This window comes from uncultured Roseobacter sp., from assembly GCF_947488185.1.
Classification (GTDB): domain Bacteria; phylum Pseudomonadota; class Alphaproteobacteria; order Rhodobacterales; family Rhodobacteraceae; genus Roseobacter.
The window spans coordinates 1,086,026-1,097,407 of sequence record NZ_CANKYM010000002.1 but is presented as its reverse complement, the minus strand read 5'-3'; the positions used below and the strand labels follow the sequence as shown (position 1 = coordinate 1,097,407).

At 61.5% G+C, this 11,382-nt stretch carries 13 protein-coding genes; 6 read left to right on the top strand and 7 right to left on the bottom strand.

The genetic code is table 11. The features are described 5' to 3' along the window. Window positions 1–175: 175 nt before the first annotated feature. Window positions 176–1,180: a molybdopterin-binding protein gene (locus Q1A52_RS11200; RefSeq protein WP_300014879.1), complete on the bottom strand. Its 1,005-nt coding sequence runs from the start codon at window positions 1,178–1,180 to the stop codon at window positions 176–178. Beyond that, window positions 1,177–2,145: an XdhC family protein gene (locus Q1A52_RS11195; protein ID WP_300014876.1), complete on the bottom strand. Its 969-nt coding sequence runs from the start codon at window positions 2,143–2,145 to the stop codon at window positions 1,177–1,179. The genes Q1A52_RS11200 and Q1A52_RS11195 overlap by 4 nt, the downstream gene beginning before the upstream one ends. A gap of 158 nt (window positions 2,146–2,303) precedes the next feature. On the opposite strand from Q1A52_RS11195, the gene Q1A52_RS11190 reads away from it, so the two are divergent. Beyond that, entirely contained in the window at window positions 2,304–2,540 is a 237-nt protein-coding gene (locus tag Q1A52_RS11190) for a BolA/IbaG family iron-sulfur metabolism protein (RefSeq protein ID WP_299776632.1), read from the top strand. A 61-nt stretch (window positions 2,541–2,601) separates the two neighbouring features. Next, window positions 2,602–2,964 carry a Grx4 family monothiol glutaredoxin gene (gene grxD, locus Q1A52_RS11185; protein ID WP_299776634.1) on the top strand — a complete coding sequence of 121 codons (363 nt, stop codon included), beginning with the start codon at window positions 2,602–2,604 and terminating at the stop codon, window positions 2,962–2,964. 665 nt (window positions 2,965–3,629) lie between these two features. Here grxD and Q1A52_RS11180 read toward each other — a convergent pair. From Q1A52_RS11180 to Q1A52_RS11170, 3 genes are all read right to left on the bottom strand, one after another. Beyond that, window positions 3,630–3,812 carry a hypothetical protein gene (locus Q1A52_RS11180; protein WP_300014873.1) on the bottom strand — a complete coding sequence of 61 codons (183 nt, stop codon included), beginning with the start codon at window positions 3,810–3,812 and terminating at the stop codon, window positions 3,630–3,632. A 237-nt stretch (window positions 3,813–4,049) separates the two neighbouring features. Then, the gene (locus Q1A52_RS11175) at window positions 4,050–4,442 is read right to left on the bottom strand and encodes a cell division protein ZapA (protein ID WP_299776637.1); all 393 of its coding nucleotides are present in this window, start codon (window positions 4,440–4,442) and stop codon (window positions 4,050–4,052) included. After that, window positions 4,442–4,927 carry a hypothetical protein gene (locus tag Q1A52_RS11170; protein ID WP_300014870.1) on the bottom strand — a complete coding sequence of 162 codons (486 nt, stop codon included), beginning with the start codon at window positions 4,925–4,927 and terminating at the stop codon, window positions 4,442–4,444. The genes Q1A52_RS11175 and Q1A52_RS11170 overlap by 1 nt, the downstream gene beginning before the upstream one ends. 279 nt (window positions 4,928–5,206) lie before the next feature. On the opposite strand from Q1A52_RS11170, the gene tkt reads away from it, so the two are divergent. After that, entirely contained in the window at window positions 5,207–7,225 is a 2,019-nt protein-coding gene (gene tkt, locus Q1A52_RS11165; RefSeq protein ID WP_300014867.1) for a transketolase, read from the top strand. A 61-nt stretch (window positions 7,226–7,286) separates the two neighbouring features. Here tkt and Q1A52_RS11160 read toward each other — a convergent pair whose 3' ends face one another. Next, window positions 7,287–8,258 (bottom strand): DUF808 domain-containing protein, encoded by a 972-nt coding sequence (locus Q1A52_RS11160; protein WP_195822568.1) that lies wholly within the window; start codon window positions 8,256–8,258, stop codon window positions 7,287–7,289. A gap of 214 nt (window positions 8,259–8,472) precedes the next feature. Between Q1A52_RS11160 and gap (Q1A52_RS11155) the strand changes: the two genes are divergently transcribed. From gap (Q1A52_RS11155) to gap (Q1A52_RS11145), 3 genes are all read left to right on the top strand, one after another. Continuing rightward, complete coding sequence (gene gap / locus Q1A52_RS11155; protein WP_300014863.1) at window positions 8,473–9,474, top strand: type I glyceraldehyde-3-phosphate dehydrogenase; 1,002 nt, start codon at window positions 8,473–8,475, stop codon at window positions 9,472–9,474. A gap of 117 nt (window positions 9,475–9,591) precedes the next feature. Beyond that, window positions 9,592–9,735, top strand: coding sequence for a hypothetical protein (locus tag Q1A52_RS11150; protein WP_300014860.1), 144 nt, complete (start codon window positions 9,592–9,594; stop codon window positions 9,733–9,735). A gap of 55 nt (window positions 9,736–9,790) precedes the next feature. Further along, on the top strand, window positions 9,791–10,792 hold the full coding sequence (gap, locus tag Q1A52_RS11145) for a type I glyceraldehyde-3-phosphate dehydrogenase (RefSeq protein ID WP_300014857.1): 1,002 nt from the start codon (window positions 9,791–9,793) through the stop codon (window positions 10,790–10,792). Here gap (Q1A52_RS11145) and coaD read toward each other — a convergent pair. Beyond that, window positions 10,789–11,286: a pantetheine-phosphate adenylyltransferase gene (gene coaD / locus Q1A52_RS11140; RefSeq protein ID WP_299776651.1), complete on the bottom strand. Its 498-nt coding sequence runs from the start codon at window positions 11,284–11,286 to the stop codon at window positions 10,789–10,791. The two genes, gap (Q1A52_RS11145) and coaD, sit on opposite strands and share 4 nt — an antisense overlap. Window positions 11,287–11,382 lie beyond the last annotated feature (96 nt).

The following is an 11,382-nucleotide window of genomic DNA, read 5'->3' as shown; positions in this document are numbered from 1 at the left end:
ACGTCCGACCCTCAACAGAACCAGAACGCGCAACACCATTCACTAAAAGCGATACCTCAAACATAAAATAACTCCCTCGGATTTTTCTTTGATCCGAGTTAAGCACGCTGCCGACGCCTTGAGAACCTAAAACTTCGCAAGGGGTAAGGCACCTCAGGATGTCTAAGCCACCGGACTACTTTGACGTCTTGCCCGCACGTGGCTGCGGACGAGACGGGATTTCCTTCAACAGCCCACCAACACCCATTGCGGCGATGTCCGCATCCCGGACCTCGAGCCCGCAGACCACCCGGGCCAAAACCCAATCCGCACCGTTCAGCGCTGGCGAGCGTGCGCACCCCGGCAACCCGATCACAGGTGCCCCCGCAAGGCTTCCCAGAAACAGCAGATTGCCCGGGTCCACAGGCATACCGAAACGCGCAACGTCTCCCCCCGCCAGGCGCAGTGCCGCCGGAGCCACGTCATCGATATCGGATGTCGCCGATCCGGTCAGGATCAGGGTCAGCCCCTGTGCTTGGTCGATCAGCGCGCGGGACAGCGCCACCTCGTCGTGCGGGACCACCTTCGGCTCGTCCATTTTCAGCCCAAAGGCAGCAACCCGATCCGCAATCGCCTTCTGGCCCTTGGTGCCCGCCCCGCCATCGGTCTCGGTAATGATCAGATGGACGCTGTCGATCACCGGGGGCGCCAACCTGATTGCCGCTTTTGCCACGTGGCACGCCTCCGCCAACGCGTCCTGCGGCACGGCGTAGGAAATGATCTTAATTGTTGCAACCATGCCGCGATCCGTCATCTGCTGGAACGGCGGCACGGTGGCCAGCGTGATCATCGGGTGGATCTGGTTCAAAGCCTCAAGCGCCGCGACATCCAGCACCGCAACACCGGGACCATCAGCTAGAAGGTTCACCCGACCGGTGAAGGCTTCCGTCAACTGCAAGTGCTGGCCTGCGGGGTCCGGCACCAGCGCTTCGGCCAGCGCCCGGGCCGCATCATTCTCGAAGACATCACCCTCCTCAAGCCGGGCAACCGTGACCTCCTCGACCTCCGCGCCGGCAAGGGCTGCGATATCGTCTGCATCCAGCACCCGCCCCTTGCGCAGCCTGCGCCTTGCGCCAAGGGAAACGGAATGGGCCAGCACGGCGCCTTCGGCCAGACCTATCTCGACCGCGCCAAACTTCATGCGCCGCGCCTCAGCACCCGCGTCATCTCTCCGATGATGGCCACCGCAATTTCCGGCGGCCCGGCAGCACCGATATCAAGGCCAATCGGCCCGTGGATACGCCCCAGATGATGCGGTTCAATGCCTGCGTCCGCCAGACGCTCAAGCCGGGCCGCGTGAGTGCGCTTGGAGCCAAGCGCGCCGATGTAGAAGGCCTTTGAGCGCAGGGCGATCAGCAGAGCCGGATCATCCAGCTTTGGATCGTGGGTCAGCAGGACCACCGCTGTCCGGCTGTCCACCCCCACGGCCTCGAGCGCTTCATCCGGCCAGTCCGACAGAATCCGCTCGCCGGGGAACCGCGCCTCCGACCCGAAGGCCGCGCGCGGATCGACAACATAGGGATCATATCCTGCAATCCGCGCCATCGGCACCAGCGCCTGCGCGATATGCACCGCCCCGACGATGACAAGGCGCAACGGCGGATTGTGAATGGCGACAAAGATTTCGCCCTCCTGCTCGAACCCGGAACGGTCCATCGCAAACCGTTCTTCGTAGCCGTCGCGCAACAGCCTGCGCGCGCCCGTCTTGACGTTTGCCTCATAGGCGACCGGCTGGCGCGCGGCCCGCGCCTCCATCAATTCCCGCAGCAACGCGTCCGGCAGGACGGTGCCGATCGGTTCCACCAGAATGCGGATCGTCCCGCCGCAGGCAAGCCCGACGGCAAAGGCATCGCCGTCGCTGACCCCGTACTCCAGCAGCCGCTGCTCGCCCTTCTCCAGCGCCTCCGTGGCTTCCAGCACCACGGCGCCTTCAACGCAGCCGCCCGAGACGGAGCCCTGCATCTCGCCATCCCCGGCAATGACCAATTGCGCACCAACGCGCCGGGGCGCAGAGCCCCAGGTCTCGACCACCGTGGCAAGCACGGCACCGCGCCCGGCCTCATGCCAGGCCAGAGCCTGTTCGGGCGCATTTTCAAAAACATCCATTATGGCTCTCCCTGTCCGGCACTATTCATCATGCCGCAGATATTGTCTGCCCAAAATGCGACCTTACGCTCGATTGCCAAGGGTCGCGGTCAATTGACATCTTGTCCCCGTCCCCGCCGCGCCTTACATCTAGCGCAAGACCAAGATGGAGCCGCCAGATGCCGATGCAAGCCCGCGAAATCGAAGACCTCTTGCGCGCCAGTTTTCCCGACGCGCAAATCACCGTGGAGGGCAGCGATGGCGTGCATATGGCAGCGATGGTCATCGACGAAAGCTTTCGTGGCAAGAACCGGGTGCAGCAACAGCGCGCGGTTTACGCCGCCCTCAAGGGCAAGATGGATGGTTCAAACGGCGAACTTCACGCCCTGGCCCTGACCACCAAGGCGCCCGACTGACAGAATGAACGCAGGTGCCGTCCGGAGGATGGCGCGCACCCAGACCCGAAGGAACAGACCTATGGCCGACGCAGCAACACAAATCCAGGACACCATCACCGCCAACACCGTTGTCCTCTTCATGAAGGGCACCAAGGAGATGCCGCAATGTGGTTTTTCGAGCCGCGTCGCCGGTGTCCTGAACTATATGGGCGTGGATTTTTCGGACGTGAACGTGCTGGCCGATGAAGGCCTCCGTCAGGGGATCAAGGATTTTTCCGACTGGCCGACAATCCCGCAGCTCTATGTGAAAGGCGAATTTGTCGGAGGCTGTGACATCATCACCGAGATGACATTGTCCGGTGAACTGGACACGCTGCTGGAAGAAAACGGCGTGACCTTCGACAAGGATGCAGCCGACAAGATCCGCGAAGCAAACGGCTGACGTTCGATCCAGCTTCGGAGCCCGACGCTCCAGAAAAAAGGGGGCGATAACGCCCCCTTTCTTTTTTACGGTATCGTACTTTTAGATACCAGGCGCGGTACCGGTCGACGGATCAGCACTGCCCGATCCCGACCCCGATCCAGATGTCGATGTCGTACTGCTTGAGGCATCGCCGCCGCTGGTCTCAATACAAGGCACGGTAACCGAAATGTACGAACATCCGTCGGAAGGGTCACACGGGATGACACCGCCATCAACTGATGTAGTCGTCCCAACGCATCCACCATCACCTGGTTCGCAGGGTCGCGCACCGGCGGCTGTTGCGCTTGTTGCCGCGGACCCGTCCGCCGCGCAGAGAGCATTGCCCAACTTGTCATAAACCGGATCCGACTGGATCGGCTCAAATACCTGTTCGGTTGCACATGCGGCGAAGGCAAGGCCGCAGAGTAACACAAATACCAACTTCACTTTGTTTAACATTATCGATCCTTTACACGCTATCGTCTCATATCCGTGCGGTCGACCGTTCGAACCCAATCTCGAGTCAAAGGTGCGCATTCTCTGCAAACCGATGAACGATGGGGGCCGGTCAACCTGCTCATATCGTCGTGCGACACTGCGGAAAATTACTTAAAAGTTAAGTAAATCCAATTATTTACAGAATTTCAGAGCACACCCCCGACACGCCCCACGACCTCGTCCAGTCTAGATATCAAACCGGCGGTGGACCGGAAGTCGGATCGGCGCAGGAGGCTTGTGCAGATATGCAGGACGAAGCGGATCATCTGCGCAGACAGCAGATCAATCCTCACCGGGTTGGGCGAGACAAAAGCGAAGGCAGACGACATGGGTCCTGCCCGGTTTACTTGCATATTCTAGGGAAAAACGGAGGTTTTCTTGCCCGACCGGTTACGTACGGACCGGACGCCGCTTGAACACCATCCAGTGCATCTCAAGCTCGAGGCAGATGCCTTATCCCCGAGAGAAACCAGCAAGACACAAGGCCGGATGTCTATCGCGCCATGGACGCAAGATATGCGCCATATTTCCTTTTCAGCAAACCCTGGCGCAGATCGCAGACGCGATCAGCTGGCTGCTTTTTCTTCCACGGATGCCGCGAGCGCTTCTGCCCGAGCCGCCAGTTCCGCCAGAGTGTCGCTGACCGCCTGGGGAACGACGGGAACCTCAATGCGCTCCGGTTCCGCCTTGGAATCGCGCAGGGTGGCCAGCTCGGCTTCGCAGGCCGTCAGCTTGGCCTGTACCTCTGCCACACGATCTTCGACGCTTGCCGTCTTATCCGCCAGCATCAGCCCCGCCATCAGCAGCATCCGCGCTTCGGGCATGCGGCCTGCCTGATCCGCAAGAACCTGCGCTTCGTCATCAAGCATCTTGGCCGCGGTGTGCAGATAATGCTCTTCGCCCGCCTGGCAGGCGACATCAAACTGGCGTCCACCGATGGTGATTGTAACCTCGGGCATCAGCTGGCCTCCTCTGGTTGCGCCACATCCGCCTCAAGCAACGGCGTCAGTGCAGCGATGATTTCATCCGCCTCGGCGATCTCTGCCGCGCGGGCAGCCCGCAGCGCTTCCAGCTCCGCCATCATCGCCTTGTTGATCAGATGGGGTTCCCCGATCCCTTCGGCATTGGCGGTGCGCAACGCTTCGCAGGCTTCCGACAACTGGCCGTTGGCGCGGCGCAGCCGCTGCAGGTCCAGGTCGAGCTTTTGCATCCGTTCCGCGGTCTCGGCAGCCTTCGCCTCCAACCCGGCCAGCGCCTGTTCCTGGCGCTCGCCCAACACACGGACCCGTTCGGTCAACTGCGCGTTTACCGTTTTTTCTTCATCAAGCGCCTGCTTAAGGGCGTCGGCATCATCCCCGCCCGATTTGCCAAGATCATCCAGTCCGCGTGCCACACGGTCCATGGCCGCCATAATCCGACTGTGCAGTTCCTCGATATCGCTCATGCCCACCTCGTTATCTCAGTTTGCGCGTCGGCGCGTCGCATCTGCGGCGCCGAATCGCTCCGGGTTTCATCAAGGTTAACTCTAATCATCCGGCTCAACAAATACGGCTTTCTTTGGGATCAAGCGCTTGGCGGGCGCTGTTGAAGTCCCGGGCAGGGAAAGCCGCCGTGCCGCCCTTGATCTTTGTGAGGCGGCTGATATGCAGCGCTGAAGCCTTGACCAATTGGCCGAAAAGCGCCCATTCCGGGCCGACCTGAACCGACAAAGGATACCTGCTCCGTGGATCTCAAAGCCCTTGCCACCGCCAACCCCGATCACTGGGCCAAAGCCACCGCCATCCGTGCCCTGACGCTGGATGCCGTGGCGGCGGCGAACTCCGGCCACTCGGGGATGCCCATGGGGATGGCGGATGTGGCGACCGTGCTCTTTGAAAAGCATCTGAAGTTCGATCCCAGCCAGCCCAGCTGGCCCGACCGCGACCGGTTCATCCTGTCTGCGGGACATGGCTCCATGCTGCTCTACTCCCTGCTGCATCTGACCGGCTATGCCGACATGACGCTGGAGGAGATCAAGAACTTCCGCCAGTGGGGATCACGCACCGCCGGGCACCCGGAATATGGCCATGCTTCCGGCATTGAAACCACCACCGGGCCTTTGGGCCAGGGCATTGCCAATTCGGTCGGATTCGCCATGGCCGAGGAGATCCAGCGCGCGCAATACGGCAAGAAGGTCGTGGATCACCATACCTATGTCATCGCGGGCGATGGCTGTTTGATGGAAGGCGTGAGCCAGGAGGCCATCACCCTGGCCGGACGCCATCAGCTGAGCAAACTGATCGTGCTCTGGGACAACAACAACATCACCATCGACGGGCCGGTGACCCTGTCCGACCGCACCGATCAGGTGGGCCGCTTCAAATCCGCAGGCTGGGCCGTGCTGGAGATCGACGGCCATGATCCGGCGGCGATCGACGCAGCGCTCGCGCAAGCGAAGAAGGGCAACAAGCCTACCATGGTGGCCTGCAAGACCCACATCGCCCTCGGCCACGCGGCACAGGATACATCGAAAGGCCACGGCGCACTGACCGATGCGGATCAGTTGATCGCCGCCAAGGAAGCCTATGGCTGGAAGACCGGCCCTTTCGAGGTGCCAGCGGATGTCAAAGCCGCCTGGGAGGCCATCGGTGCCCGTGGCGCCGAGACCCGCCGCGCCTGGGAAGAGCGCTTTGACACCCTGCCCCGCGGCAAGCGCGAGACCTTTAACCGCGCCTATGCGCTGGAGGCGCCGAAAAAGCTCAGCGCCGTGATCAAGGCGTTCAAGAAACAGATGTCCGAGGGCGCACCGAAACTGGCCACCCGCGCCAGCTCCGAGAAAGTGCTGGAGGTCATCAACCCGGTGATGCCGGAAACCGTGGGCGGCTCGGCGGACCTCACGGGCTCCAACAACACCAAGACCGCCGATCTGGGTGTCTTCGACGTCGACAACCGGGACGGGCGCTACGTCTACTGGGGCATTCGCGAACATGGGATGGCCGCGGCGATGAACGGCATGGCGCTGCACGGCGGGCTGCGTCCCTACGGCGGCACTTTCATGTGTTTCACCGATTACGCGCGCCCGGCGATGCGGCTGGCCGCCTTGATGAAAATCCCCACGGTCTTCGTGATGACCCACGACAGCATCGGGCTGGGCGAAGACGGTCCCACGCACCAGCCGGTGGAACACCTGGCGATCAGCCGGGCGACACCCAACACCCATGTCTTCCGCCCCGCCGATACCATCGAGACGGCAGAGGCCTGGGAACTTGCGCTGACGTCCACCGAAACACCCTCGGTCCTGTCCCTCACCCGTCAGGGTCTCAGCACCGTACGGACGGAACACAAGACCAAGAACATGACAGCTCAGGGCGCCTATGTCCTGGCGGATGCTGAAGGCAAACGTCAGGCGATCCTGATGGCCACCGGGTCCGAAGTTGAGATTGCCATGGCCGCGCGGGATATCCTGCAGGCCGAAGGTATTGGGGCCCGCGTCGTGTCCATGCCCTGCTGGGAACTCTTCGAGGAACAGGACGAGAGCTACCGCAAACGCGTCCTGCCCGGCGGTCCGGTACGGGTCGCGGTTGAGGCCGGTATCCGCTTCGGCTGGGACCGCTGGCTCTTTGGCGAGCGCGGTCGGCGCGAGAAAGCAGGCTTTGTGGGCATGCATGACTTCGGCGCTTCAGCACCGGCAGGCACACTCTACAAGGAATTCGGCATCACCGCCGAAGCCGTTGCCGCAAAAGCCAAGTCGTTGATCAAGTAATCAACCCTTGCAGACAGCAGGTAGGGTGGGCTTTCAGGCCACCCTCCTCACGGCTGCGGGCTCAATGCGACGCTTCCTCTTTGCCACCAAGCGCGGCAAAGAGCGGTGCAATCACCCGGGTCACCACCGGGATCAGCAGCATCCCCAGCGCCAGGCCAAAGATACCGTCGAACAGCGCCGTCACCAGCCACTCAACAAACCCCGACCCCTGCGCCACCGCATCGGCAACAATCACTGCGATGTGGTGGATCTCATCGTAAAGCCACGGCATGCCCAGCACCTCAAGCCCGTGGATGATGATCGACCCGCCGACCCAGAGCATCGCGGCGGTGCCGACAACGGTCAGCAGGGTCAGCAGCTTGGGCATCCCCTTGACCAGCCCCCGCCCAACCGCACGACCGGACCCGGTATGGCCATTTGCCGCCAGCCAGACACCCACATCATCCATCTTCACGATCAAGGCCACAGCACCATAAACAAAGACCGTGACCGCAACCCCGGCAAAGGCCAGCGTCGCCGCCTCAAACCAGAAACTATCCGCTTCGATGTTCGACAGGATGATTGTCATGATCTCCGCCGACAGGATGAAATCTGTCTTGATCGCGCCTTTCACCCGCGTTTCTTCCAGATGCAGCGGGTCGCCCACGGACATGTCCTTTTCCACATGCGCGTCGCCATGCGGGTAGAGCCAGTGAAAGATCTTCTCCGCCCCTTCGAAACATAAATACGCCCCGCCCAGCATCAGCAGCGGGGTGATGACCCAGGGCGCGAATGCATTCAGCAGCAACAGCGCCGGCAGCAGCACAATCAGCTTGTTGAAGAGCGATCCCTTGGTGATCTTCCAGATGATCGGCAGTTCGCGCTTGGGCTCGAAACCGGTCACATATTTCGGCGTCACCGCGGCATCGTCGATCACCACCCCGGCAACCTTGGAGCCTGCCTTGGCCGCCTGCCCCACCACATCATCGACAGAGGCCGCCGCCACCTTGGCAATTGCCGCCACATCATCCAGCAACGCTAGTAGCCCGCTCATCCCGAAGTCCCCTGTCCTGATTGCCGGTGCAACGCAGAGGTAGAGCGATGGTTCCCGTTTGGCAATGCACCGCTGGTCGCGCTAACATGATTGCCCTGCAACAGACTGTTGCCAAGGTTTAACGCTAACACGCGGAAAACACGTCGTTTTAAGCATTCCGAGATGCAGCGTTTCCGGCTATAGAGCCCTCAAATGTTCCGTGTGGAGAGGTATCATGACCATCAAAGTCGGTATTAACGGTTTCGGACGCATTGGCCGCTGTACGCTGGCCCATATCGCCACATCAGGCCGCAATGACATTGATGTCGTGGCCATCAACGCGACGGGGCCGCTGGAAACCTCTGCTCATCTGATCAAATACGATTCGGTCCATGGCCGCTTTCCCGGCAACGTCGTCGTGGGCGCCAACTCGCTGGATCTCGGGCGCGGCCCGATCCGAATGATGTCGACCTACGACATGAATGAACTCGACTGGACCGGCGTCGATGTGGTGCTGGAGTGCACCGGCAAGTTCAATGACGGCGACAAGGCCAAGACCCACATTCAGCAGGGTGCGAAACGAGTGCTGATCTCCGCCCCGGCGAAACGTGTCGACCGCACCATTGTCTATGGTGTGAACCATCGCGCGCTGTTGCCCTCGGATACCGTGATCTCCAACGGCTCCTGCACCACCAATTGCCTGGCGCCCATGGCCAAAGTGCTGGACGAGGCCATCGGCATCGAACGCGGGATCATGACCACTATCCATTCCTACACCGGCGATCAGCCCACTCTGGACCGCCGCCATGATGACCTCTACCGCGCCCGTGCCGCCGCCATGGCGATCATCCCGACCTCCACCGGGGCCGCAAAGGCGCTGGGGGAAGTGCTGCCAAATCTGGCAGGCAAACTCGACGGGACTGCAATGCGGGTGCCCACCCCCAATGTTTCCGCCGTGGATTTGACGTTCGAGGCGCCGTGTGATGTTACCGTCGAGGAAGTCAACGACGCCCTGCAGAACGCTGCAAACGGATCAATGTCGCGTGTGATGGGGTATGACGCGGAGGCAAAGGTCTCCATCGACTTCAACCACACCGAACAAAGCTGCATCATCGCGCCGGAACAGACCAAGGTGGTCGGCGGGCGCACCGTGCGCGTTCTGGCCTGGTACGACAATGAATGGGCCTTCTCGGCGCGCATGGCCGATGTGGCCGTCGACATGGGCCACCTGGGCTGATCTGCCCCGGCTTGCGGGGCTGAAAGGAGACTGTCATACCCGGACCGTTGAAAGGGCACCTGATTGGCGGGGCCCTGGGATGCCCCGCTTTGGTATCCTGTCCGGGAAAGGCACGTTATGACCAATCGCATCGCTCTCGCCCTGGGGGCAATCATCCTGCTTCTGGCGTTGGTCGATGTCCTGCTTTTCGGCACGGACCATCTTGTGTTTCTTGGCAAAAAGCTCTTTGAGTTGATCGAATGGCTCTCCTTCTGGAGATAAGACAGACGGGCGTCCGCCGAGCCGACGGACCCTATGACAAGTGGAAGTCAAGGCTATGACACTCAGACTAGGCATTAACGGGTTTGGCCGCATCGGGCGGACGATACTGCGCGCGCTGCACGAGGGCGGACACCGCGACATGCAAATCGTGGCGATCAATGATCCCGCACCGGCAGCAACACTCGCCCATCTTTTCGAATTTGATTCCACCCACGGCCCCTACCCCGGCCCCCTGACCTATTCGGATGCCGGGCTGGACCTCGGCGCGGGCACGATCAGAATGACGTCCGTGCAGGAGCCAACTGCGATCACCTGGCCCGATGTCGATATCGTGCTGGAGTGTAGTGGACGGTTCACCACCCCCTTGCGCGCACGTGAACATCTGTCCCGGGGCGCATGCCGCGTGTTGCTGTCAGCGCCTGCCAAGGGCGCGGCCAAGACGGTCATCGAAGGCATCAACGCCGAGACCATCACGGCAGAGGACCTGCTGATCTCCAACGGGTCCTGCACCACCAATTGCCTGGCCCCCATGGCCAAAGTCCTGCAGGACAGCTTCATCATCCGGCGCGGGATGATGACGACCGTGCATTGCTACACCAGCAACCAAAGCCTGCATGACGCCCCGCACGATGATCTTTACCGGGCCCGGGCGGCGGCGGTCTCGATGATCCCGACGACCACCGGTGCGGCGCAAACCCTGGGCGAGGTGCTGCCCGATCTGGCCGGGCGCATTACCGGTCAGGCGATCCGCGTGCCTGTGCCGAATGTGTCCTGTATCGACCTCTCCGTCGAGGTTGCCACGGCGACGGATGCCGAGGCCGTAAACGCGGCCTTTCGCGCGGCGGCAGACGGGCCGATGCGCGGGGTGCTGTCCACAACCACACGCAAACTGGTGTCATCCGATTTCAAGAAAAATCCGCACAGCGCCGTTGTCGCCGAAGATCAGACCCGCGTTCAGGATGGCACATGGGTGCGGGTGCTGGCCTGGTACGATAATGAATGGGGTTTTTCCAACCGCATGCTGGACGTGGCCGCACGGATGGGCGCGCTGCTCTAGGTCTTGCCCAGCTGCGCCATCAGCGCCGTCTTGACCCTTGGGGTCACGAATTTGCTGATGTCCCCGTCAAGGCGGGCGATTTCCTTGACCAGCTTGCTGGCAATCGCCTGATGCTGTGCCTCGGCCATTAGAAAGACGGTCTCGATGGTGTCATCCAGCTGCCGGTTCATGCCAACCATCTGATATTCATACTCGAAATCCGCCACGGCGCGCAGGCCGCGCACGATGACCTGGGCCCCCACATCGCGGGCGCAGTCGATCAGCAGGTTTTCGAACGGATGCACGCGGATCTCGATGCCGGTTTGTTTCGCAAGCTCGGCACATTCGGCCTCGATCATGGCAACGCGCTCTTCGAGATCAAAAAGCGGGCCCTTGTCACGATTGATCGCAACCCCCACCACAAGCCTGTCGAGCAGAACCGCCGCACGTCGGATGATGTCGATATGACCCAGCGTGATCGGATCGAAGGTGCCGGGATAGAGGCCAACGCGCATGTGGGCTCTCCTGTCGTGAGAATTGCTGCCACACGACCACTTAAGCCATGGAATTGCAAGTCCTTAACACGGAGACTGCCGACGTGAGATCAGACC

Bases quoted from the DNA above. Each gene is read 5' to 3' on its own strand.
- Q1A52_RS11170 (WP_300014870.1), bottom strand. From the start codon at position 4,927: ATGAGCGATATCGAGGAACTGCACAGTCGGATTATGGCGGCCATGGAC.
- Q1A52_RS11150 (WP_300014860.1), top strand. From the start codon at position 9,592: ATGACCAATCGCATCGCTCTCGCCCTGGGGGCAATCATCCTGCTTCTG.
- coaD (WP_299776651.1), bottom strand. From the start codon at position 11,286: ATGCGCGTTGGCCTCTATCCCGGCACCTTCGATCCGATCACGCTGGGT.
- Q1A52_RS11160 (WP_195822568.1), bottom strand. From the start codon at position 8,258: ATGAGCGGGCTACTAGCGTTGCTGGATGATGTGGCGGCAATTGCCAAG.
- Q1A52_RS11195 (WP_300014876.1), bottom strand. From the start codon at position 2,145: ATGGATGTTTTTGAAAATGCGCCCGAACAGGCTCTGGCCTGGCATGAG.
- gap (WP_300014857.1), top strand. From the start codon at position 9,791: ATGACACTCAGACTAGGCATTAACGGGTTTGGCCGCATCGGGCGGACG.
- Q1A52_RS11190 (WP_299776632.1), top strand. From the start codon at position 2,304: ATGCCGATGCAAGCCCGCGAAATCGAAGACCTCTTGCGCGCCAGTTTT.
- Q1A52_RS11200 (WP_300014879.1), bottom strand. From the start codon at position 1,180: ATGAAGTTTGGCGCGGTCGAGATAGGTCTGGCCGAAGGCGCCGTGCTG.
- gap (WP_300014863.1), top strand. From the start codon at position 8,473: ATGACCATCAAAGTCGGTATTAACGGTTTCGGACGCATTGGCCGCTGT.
- Q1A52_RS11175 (WP_299776637.1), bottom strand. From the start codon at position 4,442: ATGCCCGAGGTTACAATCACCATCGGTGGACGCCAGTTTGATGTCGCC.
- grxD (WP_299776634.1), top strand. From the start codon at position 2,602: ATGGCCGACGCAGCAACACAAATCCAGGACACCATCACCGCCAACACC.
- Q1A52_RS11180 (WP_300014873.1), bottom strand. From the start codon at position 3,812: ATGTCGTCTGCCTTCGCTTTTGTCTCGCCCAACCCGGTGAGGATTGAT.